Origin of the sequence: Pedobacter roseus, from assembly GCF_014395225.1 — a bacterium.
GTDB classification, from domain to species: Bacteria; Bacteroidota; Bacteroidia; order Sphingobacteriales; family Sphingobacteriaceae; genus Pedobacter; species Pedobacter roseus.
Genome location: NZ_CP060723.1, coordinates 939,027 through 964,246 on the forward strand (window position 1 = coordinate 939,027; position 25,220 = coordinate 964,246).

26 protein-coding genes are annotated in these 25,220 nt (G+C 37.5%); 12 read left to right on the top strand and 14 right to left on the bottom strand.

Annotated features, from left to right (window positions below; translation table 11 throughout):
• The first annotated feature begins 65 nt into the window (after positions 1-65).
• On the top strand, positions 66-752 hold the full coding sequence (locus H9L23_RS04225) for a DedA family protein (protein ID WP_187593804.1): 687 nt from the start codon (positions 66-68) through the stop codon (positions 750-752).
• Here H9L23_RS04225 and H9L23_RS04230 read toward each other — a convergent pair whose 3' ends face one another.
• Positions 753-1,709 (bottom strand): zinc dependent phospholipase C family protein, encoded by a 957-nt coding sequence (locus tag H9L23_RS04230; protein ID WP_187593805.1) that lies wholly within the window; start codon positions 1,707-1,709, stop codon positions 753-755. It lies immediately after the preceding gene.
• Between the two features lie 121 nt (positions 1,710-1,830).
• Between H9L23_RS04230 and H9L23_RS04235 the strand changes: the two genes are divergently transcribed.
• Entirely contained in the window at positions 1,831-2,274 is a 444-nt protein-coding gene (locus tag H9L23_RS04235) for a DUF4395 domain-containing protein (RefSeq protein ID WP_187593806.1), read from the top strand.
• Position 2,275: 1 nt separating this feature from the next.
• Here the strand turns inward: H9L23_RS04235 and H9L23_RS04240 are convergent, their stop codons facing one another.
• From H9L23_RS04240 to dnaK, 4 genes are all read right to left on the bottom strand, one after another.
• A complete protein-coding gene (locus H9L23_RS04240; RefSeq protein ID WP_187593807.1) occupies positions 2,276-3,307 on the bottom strand; it encodes an LLM class flavin-dependent oxidoreductase in 1,032 nt (343 codons plus the stop codon).
• Positions 3,308-3,390: 83 nt separating this feature from the next.
• Positions 3,391-3,822 carry a hypothetical protein gene (locus H9L23_RS04245; RefSeq protein WP_187593808.1) on the bottom strand — a complete coding sequence of 144 codons (432 nt, stop codon included), beginning with the start codon at positions 3,820-3,822 and terminating at the stop codon, positions 3,391-3,393.
• A 16-nt stretch (positions 3,823-3,838) separates the two neighbouring features.
• Complete coding sequence (locus H9L23_RS04250) at positions 3,839-4,762, bottom strand: M28 family peptidase (protein ID WP_187593809.1); 924 nt, start codon at positions 4,760-4,762, stop codon at positions 3,839-3,841.
• A gap of 330 nt (positions 4,763-5,092) precedes the next feature.
• On the bottom strand, positions 5,093-6,949 hold the full coding sequence (dnaK, locus tag H9L23_RS04255; protein WP_187593810.1) for a molecular chaperone DnaK: 1,857 nt from the start codon (positions 6,947-6,949) through the stop codon (positions 5,093-5,095).
• 310 nt (positions 6,950-7,259) lie between these two features.
• On the opposite strand from dnaK, the gene H9L23_RS04260 reads away from it, so the two are divergent.
• A complete protein-coding gene (locus tag H9L23_RS04260; RefSeq protein WP_187593811.1) occupies positions 7,260-9,995 on the top strand; it encodes a TonB-dependent receptor in 2,736 nt (911 codons plus the stop codon).
• A 240-nt stretch (positions 9,996-10,235) separates the two neighbouring features.
• Here the strand turns inward: H9L23_RS04260 and H9L23_RS04265 are convergent, their stop codons facing one another.
• Positions 10,236-11,465 carry a glycosyltransferase family 4 protein gene (locus H9L23_RS04265; RefSeq protein ID WP_187593812.1) on the bottom strand — a complete coding sequence of 410 codons (1,230 nt, stop codon included), beginning with the start codon at positions 11,463-11,465 and terminating at the stop codon, positions 10,236-10,238.
• A 94-nt stretch (positions 11,466-11,559) separates the two neighbouring features.
• Between H9L23_RS04265 and miaE the strand changes: the two genes are divergently transcribed.
• Positions 11,560-12,141 (top strand): tRNA-(ms[2]io[6]A)-hydroxylase, encoded by a 582-nt coding sequence (miaE, locus tag H9L23_RS04270; RefSeq protein ID WP_187593813.1) that lies wholly within the window; start codon positions 11,560-11,562, stop codon positions 12,139-12,141.
• Positions 12,142-12,182: 41 nt separating this feature from the next.
• Here miaE and H9L23_RS04275 read toward each other — a convergent pair whose 3' ends face one another.
• The 4 genes from H9L23_RS04275 to H9L23_RS04290 are packed head-to-tail and all read right to left on the bottom strand — an operon-like array spanning position 12,183 to position 15,163.
• Complete coding sequence (locus tag H9L23_RS04275) at positions 12,183-13,274, bottom strand: DUF3810 domain-containing protein (protein ID WP_187593814.1); 1,092 nt, start codon at positions 13,272-13,274, stop codon at positions 12,183-12,185.
• 3 nt (positions 13,275-13,277) lie between these two features.
• Positions 13,278-13,538 carry a Txe/YoeB family addiction module toxin gene (locus H9L23_RS04280; RefSeq protein ID WP_187593815.1) on the bottom strand — a complete coding sequence of 87 codons (261 nt, stop codon included), beginning with the start codon at positions 13,536-13,538 and terminating at the stop codon, positions 13,278-13,280.
• 58 nt (positions 13,539-13,596) lie between these two features.
• On the bottom strand, positions 13,597-13,794 hold the full coding sequence (locus tag H9L23_RS04285) for a DUF2683 family protein (RefSeq protein WP_187593816.1): 198 nt from the start codon (positions 13,792-13,794) through the stop codon (positions 13,597-13,599).
• Positions 13,795-13,828: 34 nt separating this feature from the next.
• On the bottom strand, positions 13,829-15,163 hold the full coding sequence (locus H9L23_RS04290) for a dihydroorotase (protein ID WP_187593817.1): 1,335 nt from the start codon (positions 15,161-15,163) through the stop codon (positions 13,829-13,831).
• Between the two features lie 304 nt (positions 15,164-15,467).
• Here H9L23_RS04290 and H9L23_RS04295 point away from each other — a divergent pair, with 304 nt between their 5' ends.
• The 4 genes from H9L23_RS04295 to H9L23_RS04310 all read left to right on the top strand — a co-directional run bounded on the left by H9L23_RS04295 (position 15,468) and on the right by H9L23_RS04310 (position 18,156).
• A complete protein-coding gene (locus H9L23_RS04295; protein WP_187593818.1) occupies positions 15,468-16,814 on the top strand; it encodes a DEAD/DEAH box helicase in 1,347 nt (448 codons plus the stop codon).
• Positions 16,814-17,086: a hypothetical protein gene (locus H9L23_RS04300; protein WP_187593819.1), complete on the top strand. Its 273-nt coding sequence runs from the start codon at positions 16,814-16,816 to the stop codon at positions 17,084-17,086. The genes H9L23_RS04295 and H9L23_RS04300 overlap by 1 nt, the downstream gene beginning before the upstream one ends.
• A gap of 158 nt (positions 17,087-17,244) precedes the next feature.
• Positions 17,245-17,580: a gliding motility protein GldC gene (gldC, locus tag H9L23_RS04305; protein ID WP_187593820.1), complete on the top strand. Its 336-nt coding sequence runs from the start codon at positions 17,245-17,247 to the stop codon at positions 17,578-17,580.
• A 177-nt stretch (positions 17,581-17,757) separates the two neighbouring features.
• On the top strand, positions 17,758-18,156 hold the full coding sequence (locus H9L23_RS04310) for a hypothetical protein (protein WP_187593821.1): 399 nt from the start codon (positions 17,758-17,760) through the stop codon (positions 18,154-18,156).
• Here H9L23_RS04310 and H9L23_RS04315 read toward each other — a convergent pair.
• Genes H9L23_RS04315 through H9L23_RS04325 form a run of 3 tightly spaced genes read right to left on the bottom strand, consistent with a single transcriptional unit; the run spans position 18,153 to position 19,605 of the window.
• The gene (locus H9L23_RS04315) at positions 18,153-18,662 is read right to left on the bottom strand and encodes a lipocalin family protein (RefSeq protein ID WP_187593822.1); all 510 of its coding nucleotides are present in this window, start codon (positions 18,660-18,662) and stop codon (positions 18,153-18,155) included. The genes H9L23_RS04310 and H9L23_RS04315 overlap by 4 nt on opposite strands.
• Before the next feature lie 56 nt (positions 18,663-18,718).
• Positions 18,719-19,105, bottom strand: coding sequence for a cupin domain-containing protein (locus tag H9L23_RS04320; RefSeq protein WP_187593823.1), 387 nt, complete (start codon positions 19,103-19,105; stop codon positions 18,719-18,721).
• A gap of 20 nt (positions 19,106-19,125) precedes the next feature.
• Entirely contained in the window at positions 19,126-19,605 is a 480-nt protein-coding gene (locus tag H9L23_RS04325; protein WP_187593824.1) for a methylated-DNA--[protein]-cysteine S-methyltransferase, read from the bottom strand.
• Positions 19,606-19,871: 266 nt separating this feature from the next.
• Between H9L23_RS04325 and H9L23_RS04330 the strand changes: the two genes are divergently transcribed.
• From H9L23_RS04330 to H9L23_RS04345, 4 genes are all read left to right on the top strand, one after another.
• On the top strand, positions 19,872-20,537 hold the full coding sequence (locus tag H9L23_RS04330; protein WP_187593825.1) for a heme exporter protein CcmB: 666 nt from the start codon (positions 19,872-19,874) through the stop codon (positions 20,535-20,537).
• 118 nt (positions 20,538-20,655) lie between these two features.
• Positions 20,656-21,318, top strand: a complete 663-nt coding sequence (gene ccsA, locus H9L23_RS04335; protein WP_187593826.1) for a cytochrome c biogenesis protein CcsA — start codon at positions 20,656-20,658, stop codon at positions 21,316-21,318.
• Between the two features lies 1 nt (position 21,319).
• Positions 21,320-21,538 (top strand): CcmD family protein, encoded by a 219-nt coding sequence (locus tag H9L23_RS04340; RefSeq protein WP_187593827.1) that lies wholly within the window; start codon positions 21,320-21,322, stop codon positions 21,536-21,538.
• Between the two features lie 436 nt (positions 21,539-21,974).
• Positions 21,975-23,396: a Glu/Leu/Phe/Val family dehydrogenase gene (locus H9L23_RS04345; RefSeq protein WP_187593828.1), complete on the top strand. Its 1,422-nt coding sequence runs from the start codon at positions 21,975-21,977 to the stop codon at positions 23,394-23,396.
• A 415-nt stretch (positions 23,397-23,811) separates the two neighbouring features.
• Here the strand turns inward: H9L23_RS04345 and H9L23_RS04350 are convergent, their stop codons facing one another.
• Positions 23,812-25,158: a hypothetical protein gene (locus H9L23_RS04350; protein ID WP_187593829.1), complete on the bottom strand. Its 1,347-nt coding sequence runs from the start codon at positions 25,156-25,158 to the stop codon at positions 23,812-23,814.
• Positions 25,159-25,220 lie beyond the last annotated feature (62 nt).

A 25,220-nucleotide genomic window follows, 5' to 3' on the forward strand; every position in this document is an offset into this window, starting at 1 on the left:
ATTTATTGCAAATTTAAAGCATTTAATCCCTTTACTATTCATACTTTTGCCCAAAATCAGATAAATTGGAAATACTACAGCAGCTTTTAGATTTTATTCTCCACATTGATGTTCATTTAGCCGAAATTGTTAATGAATATCGTACCTGGACCTACCTTATTTTATTCCTGATAATTTTTGCCGAAACAGGTTTTGTAGTAACACCATTTTTGCCTGGCGATTCGTTGCTTTTTGCAATGGGTGCACTTATTGCAGGCGAACATGAAACCGGTTTAAACATCTGGGTGATGTTGCTTATTTTAATTGTTGCGGCTATTTTGGGTAATACCGTGAACTATAAGTTGGGAAGTGTACTAGGCGCCGGTGTGTTTAAAGAGAAAAACAAGATTTTAAAGCTTAAGTACTACCACCAATCGCACGAATTTTTCGAAAAACATGGTGGTAAAGCCATTATGTTGAGTCGCTTTTTGCCGATTTTCAGAACGATTGCACCTTTTGTTGCCGGTATCGCTAAAATGCCTTTCGGTCGTTTTACCTATTATAATATTATTGGCGGTGTAACCTGGATCTTCGCTTTATTAATTGGCGGTTATCTGTTAGGACAGATTCCGGTAATCAAAAATAATTTCGAACTGGTAATCATTTTTATTGCCGTAGTTACTTTTGTTCCTGCTGTATGGGCGGCAATTAGGAGCCGCTTACAACCTAAAAAGGTTGAAGAAATTATTGAGAACGGAGATACAAAGGCATAATTAAATCTCCCGGCCAATAAGTACACCGTTTTGGTATTTCTTTTCGGTTTCTTTTTCTTCCTTTTGCTCATCGGGCAATATTTCGGTTTTAATCAGGTTTTTTAGTTCAGGCTGACCGGCATCTACCCAAGCCGAATACCAGAACGAGCCAATGGTTAATATGGCGGCACGCATCTGTTTTTCTACCATATTGTTCATTTTATCGTGATAGGCTTTCGAATATTCTCTGGAGTATTGTTTAAGCACGGTATTGTTCCGTTCTGAAAAACTATACTTTTGTTTGGAAGGAAATGATGCATTTAATTCCGCTTCAAATCTTAAAACGGTATCAACCAGACTATGGGTATGTTTAAGCACTTTCCAGGCTTCTTTTAGTGGATTTTCGATATAAATGGCTTTGCCAACAACAAAATTGTAATTAGTAGAAAACAGTTCTGGCAATCGGCTTTCCCAAAAAGCATGAATGCCCACCTGGTTGCTTAGCTGACCATTATGATTTGCGGTGGTGTGCAGAGGCACGTGAGCATCGCCAATGTAATGGCCCAGTTCTGCAGAATATTTTAAAATTTTGAGGGAATCTCTGGTTTTAAAAGCCTTAACCAGGCTATAGTAGGTTCGTTGGATTTGCCATGGAACAATTCCATCTGTATTTAGCTTTTTTATACCATATTTAGCCAAAGCATCGTTCCATTTTTCGGGTATGCTATCAATATCTTTCTCGTAGTTCTCCACATCTAAATAATGCCGTGGTGCTTCTAGTGTATCCGCATACCTGCGTTTATCGGGATCAACAGCGTGTTCGGTAATGTATTTGACATTCTTTTTGTAGAAACCGATCATACTGGCTGGCAATGTAAAAACGGCAAGATTATTTATCCTTTGGTGTGCAAAGAAGCCCCAGGAGGTACAAAGAAATAGCGGGATGATTAACGTGATCAAAATCGTTAATCTTTTCATACTGAAAGATAAGAAAAATTTCTTTATAAAATTATAAAGTTCTGAATTCAATCAGCTCCTTATTTTCAATAAGGAGGGGCTGGTCAAATAAATTCATTAAATTTATACCAAAATTATTTTAATGGAATTGTCTTGCCCGGTATCAGCTGAAAGAGTAAATGAAAATGTAGTGAGGATTATCGCCTTTATGGTAGCAGTGATTGCAATTACCTGTATGGTATTTTCAAACTATTGGGCAATTGTTTTTTTGATATTTGATTTTGCATTAAGGGCATTTACAACAGGAAAATTTAGCCTGTTAAAATTGATAGGTATCAGAATTTCGAATGCATTTTCAATTCCGCCGAAAATGAAAGATTTGGCACCAAAAAAGTTCGCGGCAACCTTAGGCGTTGTGTTTTGCCTGTTGATTACCGCGACATTTTTATTTAATTTTTATACACTTGCGCTCATCTTAACCTTTATTATGATGGTTTTTGCGCTATTGGAGAGTTTATTTGCCATTTGTGTAGGTTGTTATATCTATTCTTTTTTACAGGTTTTTGTAAAGAAGAATGAGGCTTAATCTATTTTTTTAATGCCTCACGAACTTTCGGCGCAATTTTAGTCCCGAAAATCTCTATCGATTTCATTAAAGCTGCGTGAGATGGTCCGCCAACATCTACATGTGCTGAGAAACGGGTTAAACCAAAAGTTTCTTCCATCGCCAAAATTTTATCTACTGATTCGTTTGCATCGCCGATGATTAAAGCACCGCCATCACCTCTTCCTGCATCAAATTGATTGCGTTGGTAAGGTGCCCAGCCACGTGAACGACCGATACGGTTCATCTGAGCCGAATACAGCGGGTAATAGTAATCAGCAACTTCGTTACTGTTTTCGCCAAATAAAGCGTGCATGTGTACGCCAACTTCGAACTTGTTCATATCATGCCCATAGGCCTGGTACACCTTTTTATAATAATCGAAAAGTGGTTTAAATTGTATGGGCTGACCTCCAATGATGGCAAACATAACCGGTAAACCCAATCTGCCTGCACGTTCTACCGATTCAGGCGTTCCACCAACTGCAACCCATATTTTTAAGTTGTCGTTTACCGCTCTTGGCAGCACTTCCTGGTTATTCAGTTCCGGTCTGAATTTACCTTTCCAGCTGATTTTTGGCGTTGCGTTGATTTTAAGGAGCAGGTCTAATTTTTCTTCGTAAAGCTGATCGTAATCCTGAAGGTCGTATCCAAAAAGGGGGAACGATTCGATAAAACTTCCTCGACCGGCCATTAATTCGGCTCTGCCATTTGAAATAAGGTCTATAGTTGCGAAATTTTGATAAAGTTTAACCGGATCGGATGAACTTAAAACCGAAACCGCACTGCTTAACTTAATGTTTTTGGTTACTGTTGCTGCGGCAGCCAATATAATTTCGGGACTGGATACGGCATAATCAGGACGGTGATGTTCGCCGATTCCATAAAAATCCAAACCCACTTCGTCCATGAGTTTTATTTCTTCTATAATTTCCTGAAGCCGTTGTTGGGCGGGTTGAATCTCGCCTTTTGCATTGATCTGCAGATCGCCAAACATTCCGATACCTAATTCCATATTACTAAATAATTTTAACAAAGATAGTGGCTAATGGATTGGCGTTTTTTGATGTATGGTAAGAAATTGGGTAGAATGGGCGACTAACCGGTTAGTTTGCCCAATGCATTTAAAATGGTTTCGAGCTCTTGATTGGGATAATCGAAGTTTGTGGATTCAATTTTAAATTTTCTGCCATTTTGTAAAATGATATTAATGTAATTATATCTTCTACGGCCAAAACCCTCCTCAATAGCCTTTACAAATTTAACTTCACTCCATTTAAAGGTTCCCAGATTTAATAGGATAATCTCATTTTCGTCCGCAATAATTGCATATTCATCCTGTTTGGCGATTAGGTTTTTAAAGTAGAAAATAAAGAATATCGTTAATATCGACATGGTAATTATAGCTGATTGAACATAGCTTAAATCAAATATGAAAATTGGCGCCACAAAGAATAACGGGAACATACAGAAGATGTAAATCATAATGAATATGTTGCCATTGTCTTTAACTTTGATCGATTTAACCATATTTAAGTTATTGTAACTACTTCAAAGAGGTTAATCCACTGTAAACCCCATCAATTACTTTGGCCATCCTCGGTATATCAAGAGTTTCCATGGTGTCGGTTTTTTGGTGGTAATTTTTATTCCTGTAGAAGGAGGTATCGGTAATCATCATGGCATCGTAACCAAATTTCCAATAATTTAGATGATCAGAAAAATCGATACCTGGCAGTGAGGGTGGGCTGGCAAATGTTTTGGTAAGGATGCTTTTTGTTGCTTTGAAATTTTTAGAAAACTGATTTACAAATTCGCCTGAACCGAATTTTTTAACCAGTGTAATGTAATTTCCTTTATTTCCATACTTTACGGATAGGATACCTAAAGGATAGGATTGCGATTTGGCATCATCTTTAAAATAAGCGATCATTTCGAGCGAAATCATTCCAAATACCTCAGCGTTTGATTCTTTTAAAGATTTAGCATGGATGTAACTGCCCATAAATTCGGTTCTGAAATAAGGTGGTTCTTCTAAAGTATAGGCTACCAGATCGATTCGGTAATTGAGTTTTTTGCCTTTTAACAACCTGGAAAGTTCCAATAAACCCGTTACTCCACTTGCATTATCATCAGCACCTTCCTGATCGCCGCAAACATCGTAATGTGCACCAACAATAATCCTTTTTTTATTTTCGGTTCCGAACGAGCAGATGATGTTTTTATATGTTTTTTGATCGACATCGTATTCTTGTACCAAAACGCTATCGGTTGATTTTTTGAAAACAGTCCTGATGTAATCGGCTGTTAAATTGAGCTGATCAATATTGCTGTGGTTACGAAATTGAGGTGTTTTAGTTAAAGTTTTTAAATGGGATCTGATCAGTGTTGTATCTGATTGGGCAGAAGCACTGTTATAAACTGTAATGAGAAATGAGAGGAAGCCAATCAAGATTTTAAATTTATACATTGGTTAAGACATCAGAAAGTGTTTGATTTGATTCGTAACCGAAGATAATTGTTTATATCTGTTTTATGGGTATCGCGACCTGCGTTTTTTCGCTGTACCTGTGTTATTTAAAACCGATTGGAGGGAAGAGCTTCCGATCCTTCAATCGGAACTCGTACCAAAAGCGGGGCTATCGAATCAGATAAGCACTGGTATTGCTTTCCAAACAATTTAAACCACATAAAAAATGTAAGGCCATATAAGTATGATGGTTATAGCATGAAAGATTCTGAAATAAATCCGATAGCGGATCAGAATGACTTATCAAGATTGAAAAATGCCAACTGAAAACTATTCTATTTTCTTCCCTTTCATAGCCGTAGAAATCGCGGCATCCATTACACGCTCGGCAAACGGACGGGTAAATTCGTTCAATTCATCTGCTTTCTTTAAAATGGTGTCTTTTTCCTGGCTGGCTAAAGCAGTTTTTAATGCTTCGATATGGGCTACCGTTTCTGCAATTTCGACCTCAGTTAAATGTTCAGCATGTTTTTTGATAAAACCTTCTGCCGTGTAAACCAATTGTTCACCTTCGCTGCGTGCTTCGATAAGCATGCGTTGTTCTACATCACTTTTCGCATGGGTAATGCTATCGATCAACATTTTTTCTACAGTATCATCGCTCAGGCCGTAGCTTGGGGTAATTTCGATCTCCTGTTTAACGCCCGACCGTAATTCTATCGCCTGAACGGTTAAAATACCATCGGCATTCAGTAAAAAGTTAATATCAACTTTAGGCAAACCTGCAGGCATTGCCGGGATTCCTTTTAAATCGAACTCTGCCAGTTTTCTGTTTTCTTTAACCAGATCACGTTCGCCCTGGTAAACAGATATTTTCATATTCACCTGTCCATCAATAGAAGTGGTGTATTGGCGACCTGCTTTAGTAGGTACTTTGCTATTACGGGCAATAATTACGTCCATTAAGCCACCCATGGTTTCGATACCTAACGAGAGTGGGGTTACATCTAACAATAAGATGTCAGATCGGTTTCCTGCTAAAACATCAGCCTGAATGGCTGCTCCAAGTGCCACCACTTCGTCAGGATTGATGTTATCCTGCGGTTTTTTGCCAAAGAAATTTTCGACAGCCTGTTTTACAAATGGCGTGCGGGTAGAACCACCAACAAGGATCACTTCGTCGATATCGCTGGCAGATAAATCTGCATCTTTTAATGCATTTTTGCAGGCCGTGATGGTTTCTTCCACTTTTGAAGCGATTAACTGCTCAAAAGTTTGCTTATCAAGCGTACACCAGATTTCGCCAACCTGTTCGTTATATAAATTTTGGGTTGATAATGCTTTTTTTGCAGCTTCGGCCTGTAGGCGTAAGGTTTGCATCAAGATATTATCCTGTGCAACTACGGTTATATCAAGGTTGTTTTTCTCCAGCCAGTAATTTAAGATGGCGCGATCAAAGTCATCACCCCCTAAATAGGTATTACCGTTGGTGGCCAAAACTTCGAAAATTCCGTTCTGAATCTGTAAAATAGAAACATCAAAGGTACCTCCGCCTAAATCGTAAACCGCAATGGTTTTCTGTTGCGAAGGGTCTAAACCGATTCCATAAGCCAAACTTGCCGCAGTAGGCTCGTTTACAATGCGCATTACGTCTAAACCGGCAAGTTTTCCTGCATCTCGTGTGGCCTGGCGCTGACTATCGTTAAAATAAGCGGGAACGGTAATTACCGCCCGGTTAACAGGTGTTTTTAAGGCATGTTCTGCTCTTGCTTTAAGCTCTTTTAAAATTTCTGCCGATAATTCGATTGGCGTGTAAAAGCGATCGCCGGCCTGGATTTTCACCAAAGCATCAGTATCATCGTCGATAATTTTGTAAGAAAAAATGTCTTTATGTTCAGCTACATCTTTATAAGAGCGCCCCAATAACCTTTTAACGGAAAAGATTGTGTTTGAGGGATCGGTAGTTAAAAATTCTTTCGCCTCGTTACCAACAATGGCCTCATTCTGGCTGTTAAAATATACCACTGATGGCACCAATATCCCTTTACCAGCATCGTTAATTACCTGTGGATTTTTATCTGGATTGATAAATGCCACCAGACTATTGGTTGTGCCTAAATCTATTCCAACTATAATTTCTTCCTTCTGAAACGAACCTGTAGCAAGGTTGATTGATATTTTTGCCATAGGAGCAAAAATATGCTTTTTAAATAAAGGTTATGTCATTCATTTGTTAGCAAGAAAATATAAACCCGAACAATTTATGACTGGAAACTGAGCGTGATTTATTTCTAACAACAGGATAAGAATCAAAGGTTTTTTTTAAAATATTGAAATTTATGCTGAAATAATTAATTTTTTTTGCTTGAATCTGCTTGTTTTTCTGTTTTGCGATGTGTTTATCTGTTTTTTTAAATGCATTTAATGTTTTATAGTGTTTGAGCGTAAAAAGTGTCTTCATATTGTTTATATTGCTTATGCATTTATCAATATAACTATGAAAAAACAACTATTGTATGTATTATTTGGGCTTTTTATACTCCCAATAAACTCTTTTGCACAAAATATTGTAAAAGGTAAGGTTGCCACACTGAAGGGCGAAGGAATTATAGCCGCTTCTGTTAAGGAGAAAGGGACGTCTAAAGGTACTGTTACCGATCAGAATGGAGATTTCCAGATTTCAGTTTCTGACAAAGCAACCCTAATTGTGAGTGCTATTGGTTACGAAACAAGGGAAATACTAACAACAACCGGACCTGTAACAATTATTTTAACGGAAAGTGCACAAAATTTGGGCGATTTCGTGGTGGTTGGTACCCGTGGTAAAGGCCGCTCTTCAATTCTGACGCCTGTTCCCGTTGATGTGATCAAGATTAATCAGGTTAACATGCCTACTGCAAAAATGGATTTAACTTCAATTTTGAATGCTGCTTCACCGTCTTTCAATTTTAATAAACAAAGCGGATCAGATGGTGCAGATCAAATCGATCTGGCTACGCTTAGAGGGTTGGGACCAGACCAGACATTGGTTTTGGTAAATGGCAAACGTCGTCACCAAACGGCCTTTGTTGCAGTATTCGGAACCAGGGGAAGAGGAAATTCAGGAACAGATTTAAATGCCATTCCGGAATCTTCGATAGATCGTGTTGAGATCCTGCGTGATGGCGCATCAGCACAATATGGATCGGATGCGATTGCAGGGGTAATCAATTTGATATTGAAAAAGGATGTCGGTGTTTTGAGTGTTAACACAGGATATTCAGGCTATTATGATCCAAGAAACAATACCCATTATGGTAAAGAGCTTGGGCAATATCGCCAGGGTGGGGCAATTGATGGAAATGCATTTTCTTTAGGAGCCAATTATGGTGTTGCGCTTGGTAAGCATGATGGTTTTATTAATTTCTCCGGAAACTTTTTTGCTAATGGTAAAACCTTCAGGCAAAATCTGAACACAGATTTAAGCTCAAAGGATGGTTTGCCAATTAATACTGTGAGAAGATCTACCGGAGATGGATCGGTAACTTCTGGTGGTTTAATGTATAATATGGAATTGCCTGTTGCCAATACAAAAACAGTATTTTATTCGTTCGGTGGTGGTAATGTAAAAGCTTCGGATGCTTATGCCTATACCAGAAATTTATCAGAACGACCTGAACGTTTTCCTGACGGAGTTGCAGGGAATCCGATTTTACAAAGTACAATAGATGGTGAAACCTATTATGATCCGATCATCCAGACTAAAATCCAGGATTTATCTTTTGCGGCAGGTGTAAAAGGTATCTGGGGTAAAGACTGGAACTGGGATTTAAGCAATACATTTGGCCGTAACAATTTTCATTTTTATGGCGATCAAACTTTTAATGCTTCTCTTGGTGCGGGTAAAACCCATTTTGATGATGGCGGTTTTTCATTTTTGCAAAATACGGTCAATTTTAATTTAAGTAAGGCAATTCCAACCGTTGCATCGGGTTTGAATTTGGCTTTTGGCTTAGAGCAGAGGTATGAAAATTATAAAATCTACGCCGGAGAAAAAGATTCTTATTCAAACTATAATGCAAACAAAGCCACAGGCGCTCAGGGTTTTCCGGGTTACCAGCCAGGCGATGAAGTTAATGCAAGCCGATCTAACGTTGCAGCTTATGTAGATGCAGAATTAGATGCGACAGAAAAGTGGCTTATTGGTGTTGCTGTTAGGGCAGAAAATTACAATGATTTTGGCTTTACAAGTAATTACAAATTTGCGACCCGTTATAAATTGACTACTAATTTTAATGTTCGCGGATCGATAAGTACAGGTTTCCGTGCACCATCACTACAACAAATTAATTTCAGCAATACGTTTACAAACGTGCAGGGAGGCAATGTTTTCGAAGTTAAAATCGCACCGAACTACAGTCCAATTACAAAAGCAGCAGGCATTCCTGATCTGAAACAAGAAAAATCCATTAATGCAAGTTTAGGCTTTTCATGGAAACCAGTTTCTGAAATTACAGTAACCTTAGATGGCTATCGCATTAATATTAAAGATAGGGTAGTATTATCTGGTCAGTTTGATGAAAGTATTCCGGCTTTAAAACCAATTTTGAACCAGTTAAATGTTGCTCAGGCTCAATTTTTTGCAAATGCTGTTAATACTACAAATTATGGATTGGATTTAGTTGTGGACTACACAAAACGATTTGATAATAAAAGCATTAAGGTTTTATTTACCGGAAACTTAAATCATTTAAATATTGATAAAATTAATATTCCGAATGCTTTAAATGGTTCTTATGAAAATCAACAGGCTTTCTTTAGCGACAGAGAGCAGGCATATATTAAAGCATCTGCGCCTCCTGTAAAACTGGGCTTGAACTTAGATTATGGGTTTGGTAACTGGATGGTTGGAACACATTTCTTATACTATGGCAAAATTTCGATTTTAGGTTATGGCTATGAAAATACTTATCCACCGTTGGTTGCATTGGATAACGATCCAGGTACAACGGTTTTAGAACAATTTAATTATTCAGGCAAAATGGTTACCGATATTTATGGTTCTTACAAAATTTCGAAAAAAGTCACGGTGTTTTTTGGCGCAGATAACATATTTAATATTCACCCTGATTATGGTTACGTACAAGGCGCAAAGCTTTCTGCATACGATGGTGAAACAGGTGGGGCATGGGATGCTGTTCAAATGGGTTTTAATGGCCGTAAGCTATTTACTAAACTTGCTTTTAATTTTTAAAACTAATAATAATATGTACAAAAGAGGCTTTTGGTTTATTCAATGCCTCTCTTTTGTATTTTTTATACACTATATCTTTGGACCTCCGACTTATAATGTTGAAAGGTTTTAAAGTTTAATGTTGTAAAAAGTTGGAGGTCAGAGGTCCGAAAGTCGGAAGATAAGGAGCTTTGCTTCATACGACTAAGTCTTCGGACCCCCGACTTTCGGACTTCGGAGTAAAAACGCTCAACTCCGAACTCAAAACTTATTCTTCTCCTCAATCCACAAGCTCATGTATTTTGTACTCTGCGCAGTGTGGTGGTTTAAAATCTGTCCGAAAAAGTTGTTCTGCCTATGTGCTATTAAATTAGAGGATAGTTTTTCTACTTCGTTTATAAACTGATCGGCAAAATATTTAGCAGAATACCGCTGATTGATGATTTTTATACCGTTTTGTTGGGCAATTTGCCATGCATTTTTGTCTTCGTATAGTTTTATGGCTTCTCCTGCAAAAAGATCAAGATCATCTTCAATAAAACCATTCCAATCTAAATCACCTTTCATGGCTTCTGCTCCAATAGAGGTTGTAACAGACGGTGTACCCACATGCATGGCATCGATAAACTTGCCTTTTACCCCTGCACCAAACTGGATAGGGGCAAGCAGAATGCGATGTTTAGAAATGATTACTTTCGCATCCAGGGCTCTACCTTTAATCAGGAATTTTTCAGTTTTATTATTTAATTGCAGTACTTTTTGAGATGGATAAGCACCATAAATGTTCAGTCTAGCATTAGGAAGTCTTTTCCGGAGCGAGGGCCAGATCTTTGTTTTTAAAATCTGTACGGTATTCCAATTGGGTTCGTGGAGAAAATTTCCAATAAAAATAAAATCAGCCCGGTCTTCATAAGGAAACCATTTTTCAGCATCTTCCTGGGTGATTTCATTTTCCAGGAAAGGTAAATAGTAAATTAGTGAAGGATCGATCTTAAAATGCGTTTTAAGGATGTCTATTTCTACTTCCGAAATGATTAAAGATAAATCACAGCGCAAAATCGAGGCAATTTCCCTTTTAGCTGTATCAGAAAATAGATCGATAGCTTGTTTTTTCTTGTCACTTTGTTGCCGTGCGCTCCGCAGGCAGTGTAAATCTTCAGTATCTAGTAACCTAAATGCATTAGGGCATTCATGCTGAACCCGCCAACCATATTGTTCTTCTACCATAAAACGGTCGAAGAGGACCAAATCAGGATTCAATTCTTTCAAAAAGGTATTAAAGCTTTCGTCGTTGAGCTTAATTTCTTGCTCTACAACGTTCGTGTTGCTAAAATCGTAACTGAAATCGCTTTTAGATGCTGCTGAGGCAAAAGTGATTTGGTAACCTTTGGTCAGAAATAAATCAACCAGTTGGATCATCCTGGTACCTGCTGCCGATGAAGTCGGTTCGGGCCATACAAATCCAATAATTAATAATTTCTTTGCACTCATGATTTAAATTTCTGCAAAATAAGGGCTTTTTAGCTCACAATTTTAAAACCGTGCCGATTATTTCTAATTTTGCTGCTCAATTACAAAACACCAGATGTTAGGATTAAAATTATTGACAGACCCACGTTGGGCAAATATTGCGGAATCGAATTTAGAGGAAATTTTATCAGACCATGCCTGGTGCGAACAAAAAGCGGCAACCAATGCCATTACATTAATCACTCAAAATTCTGAATACCAAGACCTGGTAGATGAATTAACGGCCATTGCTATCGAAGAAATGCAGCATTTCCAGATGGTGATTGAAATTATAAAAAAACGGGGATATACTTTAAGCCGCGAGCGTAAAGATGACTATGTAGGTCGTTTGGTAAAGTTTAGCAAGAAAGATGGAAGCCGAAATATGGCTTTTATCGATAGGCTTTTGTTTGCGGCCATGATTGAGGCCAGAAGTTGTGAGCGTTTCAGGGTACTTTCGTTAAATATAAAAGATCAGGAACTTGCCAGGTTTTACCACGAGCTGATGGTTTCGGAAGCCGGACACTATACCACATTCTTAAATTTTGCCCGTAAATATAGTACCGATGTAGATGTGGATAAACGCTGGAAAGAATGGCTGGATTTTGAGGGAGAACTGATCCAGAGTTTTGGGACGAGAGAAGCAATACACGGGTAAGTGATGTAAAATGTTTTATGGAAAATGGATGATGGAGGTATTTACAGCTTGATCTTCGGACTTTCGGACCTCTGACTTTCGGACTTATAAATATTCCACAACCAAATCACAATATCCTGATAGCTGTCGATTCCTTTTTTCTGGTTGTTCAGTTTTAAGAAACGATCGAAAGCTACATCCATGTAACCGAACATATCGCCGTTGTATTTTCGCCAGAACTCTTTTTCTGTTTTAAAATCGGCAAGAATTTGTGGTAAGAGCTTAGCGCGAAGCAATTTATAATCTTCTGGCGATTTCATCCTGATTTCGAATAAAATATAGCGTAGCATTTCATAATTGGCAGAATACTGGTAATTCACATCAGGACTATTGCTTGCGGTTAAATACCCCAAAAGATTAGCTTCATCCTCATAAGCAATGCCGAGCTGGTGTCCGATTTCGTGACAGCTTACATAAGGTTTTACAAAATCGGGCAGGTTCATATTCATATTAGCTTCGCCAGAAAGCGGGGCATAATAACCCTCAATACCGATTTTACTGATCAGCCAGGAATTTATAACCGATTTTAAACAAGGATTGGAATACCTGAATACAGAGTTTCTTTTCTCCATAAATGAATAAGCAGCCGCAGATTTAGATTCGAGCTCATTAATCGTATAAGAAGGTACTTTATTTTGCTTTAATTTTAGGGCATTAGTTTTATCAACGAAATAATTACCCAGAACAACTAATTCTTTAACATTATATTTTTCATTCCCTATGCCTAATTCCTCGCTTATACTCGGTCGGCTGTAATTTAAACCCCAAACTATTTTGAAAATGATATAAAGAATTAAAAAGAAGTTTAAAATCTGTAAGGGAATAACAATTCTATCATGCTTTTTTAATGATTTTCTCCTTTTGTAAAATCTAACGATTTTATAAAGTACAAAGCCAATCAATAAAGCATAAATGATATCGCCGATGGCGAAAGGAAAAATGGATGATATAAATCTTAATGTTGAAGAAATATAAAGATAAAAACCTGTTGAGTAGTATTTTTGGACAAGAGTAGGGAAGAAGCCAAAGAAGAAAATTAAGAAAGCAAGGCCAAGTAAAACAATTAATTTGATTAGTATTGGGCGTGCTATCATTACTTATTTATAATGACTTCTTAACGAATGGATGTGTAAAGCATCGTTTAATATTTGATAGATGATTCTGTGCTCTCTATTAATTCTTCTAGACCATAGACTGGATAAATCATATTTTAAAGGTTCTGGTTTGCCGATTCCTGTGTACGGATGTTCCAAAATATCTACAATTAACTGTTCAATTTTCTTCTGAACAGTTTTATTTCCTGATTTCTTCCAAAATTTGATGTCAGCTAATGCTTCATCATAATATATGATTTCCATAGTATTGAAAGCATAATGGATTTTTTAATCGCGACTTATACGTAAGGTAACAAATAACTTATTTCCATAAATCTTCTACAGCAATTTTGACCCCTTTTCCTTCTTTCATTTGCTCTTGACTTCTTTTTATTTTAGCAACAAAATCAGGCTTGTATGGGCTTTTTTCTGTAGTAAACTCAATTTTTAAAGCTTTTACAAATGCCTTTAAAGCTGAGAGTTGCTCTTTGTTTTTTGGATGTACAATTAGTGTTTCCATATTATAATCATTGTAGTAGACAAATATAACAAATCTATCTTGCAAAAGTTAGTCGCTTTCCAATCTGATCAGTGGTGAATTTGCCATTTTGATAAGCTAAATTGCCTGATACAAAAGTATGCGTAATGCTCGATTGGAAAGTGTCGCCATCAAACGAACTCCAGCCGCATTTATAAAAATTGTTCAGTTTGGTTACTGTCCATGAGTCTTTAAGATTTACCAAAACCAAGTCGGCCCAATAACCTTCGCGGATGAAACCACGTTTTTCAATGTCGAAACAGATGGCAAGGTTGTGTGCTGTTTTTTCAACAATTTTTTCTAAAGATATTTTCCCCTGTAAATGCATTTCTAACAATGCTGGCAATGCATGCTGAACCAGTGGCCCGCCTGAGGGTGCCTGCGAATACGGTTGTTGCTTTTCTGCTAAGGTATGTGGTGCATGGTCTGTCGCAATCACATCAATATAATCTTCAAGCACACCTTTAAGCACTCCTTTTTGATCATCTTCGGTTTTTACAGCAGGGTTCCACTTAATAAAATTGCCCTTTGCAGCATAATCTTTATCGTTAAACCAAAGGTGATGTACACAGGCCTCAGCCGTGATTTTTTTATCTTTTAATGGCGTAATGTTATCAAACAATGCAATTTCCTTAGCTGTAGAAATGTGCAGGATATGCAAACGCGTTTGGTAGCTTTTTGCCAATTCGACCGCTAATGAGGATGATTTATAACAAGCCTCTGCACTGCGGATCAAAGGATGCATTTCAATCGTGAGTTCATCGCCATATTTGGCTTTAAATTCGGCCAGGTTATGGCGGATGGTTGCTTCATCTTCGCAATGCGTAGCCACCAAAATTGGTGCTTTGCTAAAAATATTTTCCAGGGTTTTTTCGTTATCAACCAGCATATTTCCTGTTGATGAACCCATAAAAACCTTAATGCCACATACATTTCTTGGATCGGTTTTTAAAACTTCTTCAATATTGTCGTTGCTGGCACCCATATAAAATGAATAATTCGCTAAGGAAGTTTGGGCTGCGATTTCATATTTATCGGCCAGTAAATTCTGTGTTAAGGTATTGGGTACTGTATTGGGCATTTCCATAAAAGAAGTAATTCCTCCGGCTACAGCAGCCATACTTTCGGTAAAAATATCGGCTTTGTGGGTTAATCCAGGTTCGCGAAAATGTACCTGATCATCAATCATTCCTGGTAAAAGGTATTGTCCTTCGGCATTTATTTCCTGCGCTCCTGTTTCGGACAGGTTTTGGCCGATTTTAGCAATTAATCCGTCTTTTATCAATACATCGGCTACAATTTTCAGTCCTTCGTTTACAATTGTAGCAGCTTTTATCAGGTAAGTATTCATGGTTTCAAAGGTAAAAATAGATTTGAGAAGTTAGATAGCAGATTTGAGAATTTCGATAGTCTATTTTGGCGGATGAAAGGTGCGGAATTGAGTTTAATGCTACTGTTTTAGGTTAAATAAACCTGATAGTAGTGAGCATGGAGTGTAACGAAATAAAACGGATAGCAGGACTACCAAAACGAAGAATTACTGGATTTGCTTTACCCCCATAGTCTCTTAAAGTGGACTTTAAGTTTGCCATTTGGTTTAAACCTTCTGCCTTATACCTTCAAACCCTCAACCTTAATCACTATCTTTGTGCGCTATGGCAAAATCGTTCGAAGAATTTAAGTTAAACAGGCAAATTTTAAATGCAGTTGCCGATGCAGGTTATACCGTTGCCACACCGATACAGGAAAAAGCAATTGCACCGGTTTTATCTGGTCAGGATATTTTTGGTATTGCAGAAACGGGAACCGGAAAAACCGCAGCTTTTGTTTTGCCGATTTTAATGCAATTAAAATATGCTCAGGGCGATAATCCAAGGGCTTTAATTTTGTCGCCAACGCGGGAACTGGCCATGCAGATTGCCGAACAGGTGAAATTATTCTCTACTTATACCGATTTACGATCATTGGTGATTTTCGGCGGAATTGGTCCAAAGACACAAAAAGAGCAGATTGCAAAAGGGGTAGATATTTTAATTGCTACGCCCGGAAGGTTTCTCGATTTATATTTGGCCGGCGACATTAATACGCAAAGCTTAAAGTTTTTGGTGCTTGATGAAGCAGATAAAATGATGGACATGGGTTTTATTGGCTCTATCCACCGTATTCTGGAAATTGTTCCACGCAAACGCCAGAATTTGTTGTTCTCTGCAACGATGAGTGATCTGGTGCAGAAAATTGCAGGCGATTTTTTAAATAATCCACTTGTAATTGAGGCATCAACACAGGCTACCCCTGCTGCAAACGTAACTCAGGCTTTATATTACGTTCCGAATTTTAAGACGAAGATTAACCTATTGCAGCATTTGTTGAAAAATGATGAAGCTTTTAACCGTTTAATCATTTTCTGTAAAACAAAAACCGTTGCCGATAATATTTTCAGTTTTATCGAACGCAGGTACGGCGCTGATAATGTTCGGGTAATCCACGCCAACAAGGGGCAGAATACAAGAATAAACTCCATTAACAGCTTTAAGGAGGGTAATATCCGCGTTTTGGTGGCTACTGATGTGGCGAGCAGGGGGATTGACGTGAGTGATGTAAGTCATGTTATCAATTTTGATGTGCCGATTATTATCGAAGATTATGTACACAGAATTGGTCGTACGGGTAGGGCGTTTGCCAAAGGCGATGCCATAACATTTGCAACCGATGCCGAAAAATATTATATCCGCAAGATTGAAAAACTGATCCGCCAGTATATTCCTGTTGCCGAAATTCCTGAAGGTGTTTTTATTGACGAAACCCCTTACGAAGAACGTCAGCACATTGCTAAAGAAATAGATATGCAGAAACGTAAGGAAGATCCTGAATTTAAAGGGGCTTTCCACGAGAAAAAACATGCAGCTGCGATTGATAAAAAAGCCAGAGAAAAAGCGAAGGCAAAAGCAGGTAAAGAAATAAAAAGCTTTAAAAAGGGTAAAAAATTCGATAAGAAAAAGTAATGAGCTTAAGGATAACACCTTTAAATATCGTTAGTGCCATTGGTTTAGGTTTGGTAACTGTAAATCTTCTTTCAGACAAAACTACAGCACCCCGCCAGGTAAATATGAGTGGTTTTTACCTCCTTATTTTAGGCTGCCTTATCCTGGTAACTTTTATAACCGACTTAGTTTTCCGTTTTACACTGAAGGATATTAAACGGATCTGGGTAGTAGAGCTGATATTTATCGTTATCGCGGCCATCCTGATGGTGATTTTACAAAAGTTAGCGTAATTAAACCGTAAAAATATCTTAGCAATGTTAATCAGTGTAATCTACTCATCTGTAGAATCAAATTAATTAATCATCTTTGCATCCGTTAAAAAATAAACCGGTAATCTGTGTAATCCCGTCATCCGAGGAATCCATTTATCGGTGTAATCAACTTAAAAATGAGAAAAGCAGAAATTAAAATAACCGTTGAGCTAGACGATAACAATATGCCCGAGAATATTCTTTGGGAAAGTACCGATGCACAAACAAAAGATCAGGTTCCTGTTAAATCGATGATTCTTGCCTTGTGGGACCATAATTATAAAAACTCAATGCGTATCGACCTATGGACAAAAGATATGCCTGTTGATGAGATGAAACGTTTCTTCTACGAAACTTTGCAAACCATGGGCGATAGCTTTTTAAAAGCTACAAATGAAACCCTTATTGTTGAAGATTTACGCGATTACTGCGCACACTTTGCCGATAAAATGGGAATTATTGAAGGACAATAGTTGGTTCATTGGTTCAGTAGTTGTAGTATTGGTTGATTAGTCATTAGTTAATTGGTCATTGAAAAATGCAAAGCAATTAGCTATTAACCATCAACTATGAACCCTTAACCAAAATCTGTGTAATCTCTAAATCCGTGTAATCAAACCGAAGGAAAAATCTTTAAATCACTTCAAACTATGTTAGTATTAAATAAATTCAGGGCTTGGTTAGGCATTTTATTATGCGTTATTGCAGGTTTCTGCCCGATCTTAAAAGTGCCAATTAAAGGCAACTGGAATTTGTACCAATCCGATGCGCGTTTATTTTTAATCACTTACGCCATAATCGCCATTTCAGTATTGTTTCTCTTTATCAGAAAAGTTGGTGCATTTAGGTTTATGAGTTTTGTAATGGCTATTTGGTATGTTTTAGCTGTGGTTGCAGTTTACTTTACCGCAAATAATTATACCAAATATGGTTTTGCCAATAAACTGATTGGTAAAGTAGTTCATTTCCAATGGGGCTGGATTGTGCTTTTAGTGGGCGTGATATTTATGCTTTTCAGCGTTAAACGCGGTGAAAAAATAACAGCCTAAGCCTTTTCATGCAACTGCGAGGTTAATTTAGCTACTTCATAACCTTTTGCCTTACACCGGGCTACAATTTCATCATGGGTTTTCTTCGGCATCGTCTGGTTGCGGCTCATGATGAATAAAAATTTATGATCCGGGTGACCAACTACTACATAAGAATAATCGTCGGCGAGTTCTATAATCCAGTAATCAACCTTTATCGGCCAGATAAATTGTGCTTGTAATTCTCCGCGATCTCCATCTTCTGAGGGAAACATTTTCGAATTTCTCGAGTAAACCTTTTCATCCCCCGGTTTTTTATAAGTGGTTAACACATTGTAGTAACCATCTTTATTCAAAGTGTATTTAGTCGTTGTTTCTCGACTGCCTTTATCAAAAATGGTCGGGATAGAATATAAAGAATACCACGTTCCCGAATATTTTTTTAGGTCTAACTTAGCCACCGGAGCATTTTTTTCCATCGGCATATAGGTAAAAAGAACAAAAAGGAGGGAGCAGATCGTTTTCATAATATCATCGTTTTGATATTATTTACGGATTTTACCTGATCCCGGTTTTGGAATTGTTAATCTATTGTAAAATAGTCGTCTGTATCTTCTTCCAGCGGGATATAGATTCTTTCCCATTCATTACCATCAACAATTTCCCAGGTATGCCCTTCCCCTGCAGTATCATTCGCTATTAGCACAATGCCTGGCTCAATGATAAAAGTTTCACCATTACTTACCGTAAATTTCAGTTTGCCCTTGAGTGTAATTACATATTGACGACGTGGGGCAGGATGGGGGATTTTTTCTAAAGTGGAAACATCTGTTTGGGCGAAAAAGTAATTCGCATTAATGTGTTGTCGGATGGGAATTTTTCCATTCTCAAATGAACATTTGTCTCCTTCGATATTAATTAAACGGATGGCTTTTAAATAATTTGGTGTTTCGGCTTGGTCTGTATTCATCTGCTAAAAAGTATATAGTTTTAAAATTTTAATTCTGTTTGTCCTTGTTGAGTAACCTCACGTTCGTGCTGTAACAGCCATTGTTTGCGCCATAAACCGCCGGCATAACCTACCAGTTTACCATTGCTGCCAATTACCCTGTGGCAAGGTACTACAATGGCAATATTATTTTTTCCATTTGCCGAAGCGATTGCGCGGATAGCTAAAGGTTTATGTGCCGAAAATTTGGCGTAAGAAGTGGTTTCGCCATAAGGTATCGTTAATAAATTTTGCCATACTTCCTGCTGAAAATCGGTTCCTTTCTGTTGCATTGGGAAATCGAAATCGCGAAGCGTACCATTAAAATACTCTTTTAATTGATTGGCAACTTTTATGGTCAGTTCGTTTTCTGTCAAATCAGCAATATCTTTTTCTTCAAAAGTAACGGCATGCACAAAATCCTCATCAGCCAGGATGCTTAATTTGCCTATAGGCGTTTCTATAACTGATGCGTAGTTCATTTTTTTACCACAGATTTACACAGATGAACACAGATTTTTGTGCATATTGTTTTTCTCCGTGTTTCTGTGCCTCAGTGGTCAATTATATTCTTAAATGATCAGGAACTTCAGTTGGCTGTGAAAATAAATACCATCTGTGTTTATCCTATTCATCTGTGGTCAAAACTTTTTTATATGTCTTCTAGCTACGTTAGCTATCAAACAAAATTACAACAATACAACAATAAAGCCATCCAACAATAAAGCAATTATTTATCTTTGCGGTTATGCAATTGGCCAAAGAGGTTAAATATTTAATTCACAAGGAAGTATTATTAGAGTGGCGCTCCAAATATACCATTAACGGTGTGTTACTTTATGTGGTTTCTACTATTTTTACCTGTTATCTGTCATTTGTAAGCCTTGGCGATAAATTAACCTGGAACGCCTTGTTCTGGATTATTATGCTTTTTGCTTCCATCAATGGTGTTTCGAAGAGTTTTTTACAGGAAACAAAAGGGCAACAGCTTTACAGTTACATTTTGGCCAGTCCGGCTGCGGTTTTAATCTCTAAAACGGTCTACAATACACTCCTGATGCTGGTGCTCACCACCATCGCTTTGGGCTTTTATACTTTAGTTTTCGATTCCTTTACGCCACCCGACATGATACTATATTATGTAGCCGTGGTATTGGGTAGTATGAGTTTCTCTACGGTATTTACCATGGTTTCGGCCATTGCAAGTAAGGCGGGTAATGGGGGTATGCTAATGGCAATATTAAGCTTTCCAATTATTATACCGGTATTGATCCTTTTGATCAAACTGGCTAAAAATGCGGTAGATGGCTTGCCATGGGAAAATAGTTACGATGAAATTGCGATGTTGCTGGTGGTGAATGTGCTGATGGTGGCAACCTCTTTATTGTTATTTCCTTACCTTTGGAGGGATTAAAAAATGATTGAATGAAAGAATGATTGAATTATAGAATGAGAAATCCTTTATGATTATTTAAGGCAGAAGAAAAGACCATTCTCTCATTCAAAACTCAATCATTCAAAATTATATATGTATGCATAAAACCTGGTGGAAAATTTTAGGCTCAGTTTTAGTAATTTATACTGCAATTGCAGGATTGTTGCTGGGAGTGCCTCATTTAGCTATTTTAAACGAAACAATCCGTAACCTGTATTTCCATGTTCCGATGTGGTTTGCCATGATTGTTCTTTTTTCAATTTCTGTTTTTTACAGCGTAAAATCGTTGAGTAGCAAAAGTGAAATAGACGATATAAAAGCCGTAGAAAGTGTAAATGCGGGAATTATTTTTGGCCTTTTAGGTTTAATTACCGGTGCCATCTGGGCTAAATATACCTGGGGTCAGTTTTGGAGCTTCGATCCGAAACAGAATTTTGCAGCCATATCTATCTTATTATACTTTGCATACCTCATTCTCCGCAATGCGATAGACGAGGAGCAAAAAAGGGCTAAAATTTCGGCCATTTACAATATTTTTGCCTTCCCGATGATGGTGGTATTGCTTTTTGTGCTTCCACGTTTAAAAGATTCATTACATCCGGGTAATGGTGGTAACCCTGGTTTTAACAGTTACGATTTAGATAGCCGCATGCGTATGGTATTTTATCCGGCATGTTTAGGCTGGATATTAATCGGTTACTGGGTGTACACCATCCGTTTCAGAATTCGTTCAATAGAAAACAAACAACAACATAACTAAAATGAAGAAGATATTTTTCTCCCTAATATTATTGATGGCCACCATGCAGTTATTTGCACAGGACAATGGCGTTGAAATGGCTGATAGCCTTCGCAGCAGCGGAAAAATTTATGTTGTTGTAATCTGTATCGTGATTATACTGGTTGGCCTGCTGGCTTATCTTTTCACTATTGATAAAAGATTAAAGAAAATCGAAAAAGAAAACCACATTAATAAATAAAAAGGGGACTTAATTACGATAGTCCAAATTAATTTTTAAAGGAGATCAAAATTATATTGATCTCCTTTTTTTATGTCTTATTTCTGATGCAAAATTTATGATATTCGTAATTATTATGGTGTTTTTGTTTGTCGATTAATCAGTATTGTAATAAAACGGCCTTGTGGATATTTTTTTTATAATTTTTTTTTCAATGGAATAAGCAATAATAAAACCTATAAAAATAGTCGTTTTAATCATGTCGAAGGATCAATATATCCCTGTTTAAACCTGTTTAAATATAGTTTTTGAACAGTTTTGCATAATCGGTATAAAACCCTTTTCAAAGCCTCAATAAGGTGGTGTTAGCTGTACACTAAGTCTTTTTGCATTTGGATATGTGCAGTTTTTTTAGGCAATTTTGCACCGAAAACTTATTCAATATAAAAAATAAATAATGGCTAATCTAGCAGACGAGAACAAGTTCTTTGCAGATGTTTGTAAAAACTTTGACAGTGCGGCTCAATTCACCAATCATCCGGAAGGTTTATTGAACCAGATTAAAACATGTAATAGTGTATATCGTTTCCAATTTCCAATCCGCCGCGGAAACGGTTTTGAAGTAATTGACGCCTGGCGTGTAGAGCACTCTCACCACATGAGCCCTACAAAGGGTGGTATACGTTACAGCGAAATGGTTAACGAAGATGAGGTGATGGCACTTGCAGCTCTAATGACTTACAAATGTGCTATTGTTAACGTTCCATTTGGCGGTGCAAAAGGTGGTATTAAAATCAATACTAAACAATACAGTGTTGCCGAACTGGAAACCATTACCCGTCGTTATACAACAGAATTAATTAAGAAAAACTTTATCGGTCCTGGTATTGATGTTCCTGCTCCTGATTATGGATCTGGTGAGCGCGAAATGAGCTGGATTGCCGATACTTATATGACCATGAACCCAGGTCAGCTTGATGCATTGGGTTGCGTAACTGGTAAACCAATTGCTTTACACGGTATCCGTGGACGTAAAGAGGCTACCGGTCGTGGTGTGGCTTATGCCGTACGTGAGTGTGTAGACGTGGCAGAAGATATGGCTAAAATCGGTTTTAAAGCTGGTTTAGGCGATAAAAGAGTAATTGTTCAAGGTTTAGGTAATGTGGGTTACCACTCTGCTAAATTCTTAGCTGAGTTTGGTGCTACCATTGTTGGCCTTTGCGAATTTGAAGGCGCCATTTACAATGCCAATGGTTTAAACGTTGACGAGGTTTTTGCACACCGTAAAAATACAGGATCAATCCTGGATTTCCCGGGTGCTACAAGCTTCAAAAACTCGATGGAAGGTTTAGAGCAAGATTGCGATATTATCGTTCCTGCGGCTTTAGAAAACCAGTTTACTGAGCTTAACATCCGTAACATTAAAGCGAAAATTATTGCTGAAGGTGCAAACGGACCAACTACACCAGAAGCTGAAGCCATTTTTACCGAAATGGGTGGTATCATCATCCCGGATATGTACTGTAACGCTGGTGGTGTAACGGTTTCTTATTTCGAGTGGTTAAAAAACCTTTCACACGTAGCTTTTGGCCGTATGGAGAACCGTTATGCGGCTAACTCGAATGCCAACTTAATTGCTACTTTAGAGAACTTAACCGGTAAGACCATCCTTCCTGAGCACCGTTTAATGATTGTTAAAGGTGCATCAGAAATGGAACTGGTAAACTCTGGTTTAGAAGATACTATGATCCATTCTTACCACGAAATCCGCGAAACATTGATGACTAAACCAGGTACGCAGACTTTAAGAACTGCTGCTTTTGTAAATTCAATTGATAAAATTGCGGTTTCTTATATGAATTTAGGCGTTTGGCCGTAACCGACTAATCGTCATTGCGAATCCTGGTTTTTCATCAGGATGAAGCAATCTTATCGAAAAGCCCTGCAGAATTTAAAAACTGCAGGGCTTTTTTTATGTAATAGTCGTCATTGCAAGGAGGTACGACGAAGCAATCTTTTATCATAGTATTTTATACATTCTTACCGTTTTTGTTTTGGAAATGAAAGGACTGTGTTTCGTAGTGGTGGGTCGGCCCTGCTGTACATCCTGCCGATAGAAGGATCGGCATCCGTCCCATCAGGTTTATTATTAAACGTACAGGTTATGAAATTACGGCTAGAGTTTATTTCTAAAGTGGTCGTCATTTCGACTGAAGCGCAGCGCAACGGAGAAATCTTTAAATTTGTTATTCCAAAGATTTCTCGGCTGCGCTCGAAATGACGATCTTTCTATTTCATAAACTTTTCAAAATCTGATATAACGAATTAATATTTCCGTCTTTCAATTCAAGTTTACCATCAATCTCAACTTTTTTATTATCCAATAACTTTCCTTTAACCTCTAAACGCTTCAGCGTTTTAAAATAGCTGGTCACAAAAGGCGTTTCCAATTGTTGGCCCAATTTGATCAGATCAACATTTAAATAAAGAAAATCTGTTGAAGCAACTTTTGAGGTTAAAATGTTCTGCTTTTCAAGCGTCGAGAAATTTAAGTTTTCCTGGTTGCTCTTCACAAACACTTTATAAAGCGGAAAAGCATTTTTATTTACAGTATTGCTATCAGAATTGATCAATCCCTGCCTGATCAGGTAATTTTTTAGTCCATTACCTTTCGAACCAATATTAACAGAGATGGAAGGGATGTTGCGCTTTTGTAAGCTTACTTTTTCAACCTTTTCAAAATCGTCGTTATATTCGTAGGTGATAACAGAATCGGTTTGTGTAGTTGATTTTGTCCATTCAAAATCAAGATTTCCATTGTAATACTTGATTAAGCTATCCTGCTCTAAAACAAGATCTTTGAACTTATAAATTTTGTCTGTACTAGGTTTTAGCTTAGCATTTAACCAAAAAGAAACTGTGTTGTTTTGGCTTAATTGGTGGTGTACAGGCTGAGTTGAAGGCAAAATATCTTTGGCTAAAAAAGCATTGCTAAAATTTATGCTACCGCTTTTAAAGTCAATCCAGCCATTATTTTCTCCATTGGTAAATACCAAATGCTGTTTCTGGTCCAAAGCTTCTTTAAACGGGCTTTCATTCGCTTTAACCATATTTTTCTGCTTTAGAACATCAATCAAAATAGGTTCAAAGTCTTTAATCTGGGTCGTTATTACCACCGCCACCGCTTTGTTGTTGTAACAAAGCACTAAATTCCCCAATCTGGATTTGGCGGTAGTTATGCCTTTAGCGTTTTTTGCAACCTGCAGGTGAAGCACATTTTTAGCGAAATTTTCAAAATCTGCACTGTTTTTGATCTCCAAACGGGAAAATACAGTGCCAGCAGGCTGTCCACTTAAATGATATAAATAAATGCTGGCAGGAATCGCTAATCCTGTTGCTAGCTTATCTGTTTTAATGGCATTATCTTTTTTAACATCAGATTTTAAATAATAGCCAGGATTACCGAGCATATTCAAAGCTATTGTTTGATAAAGCTCATCAACATTGATTTTTATGATGCCTGTAACATTTTTTGGAATCAATGTTTGTCCTGCCTGATATCTCCGGTATTTTAAAACACCAGCAAAAAAAATAAGCAGCAATATTACTATCGCTGCTGTTATTTTTAGAAATTTTTTCATTTAGATTGGTTCATTCGTTCACTGGTCATTAGTTATTGCAAACCGCCAACTGTTAACTGGCA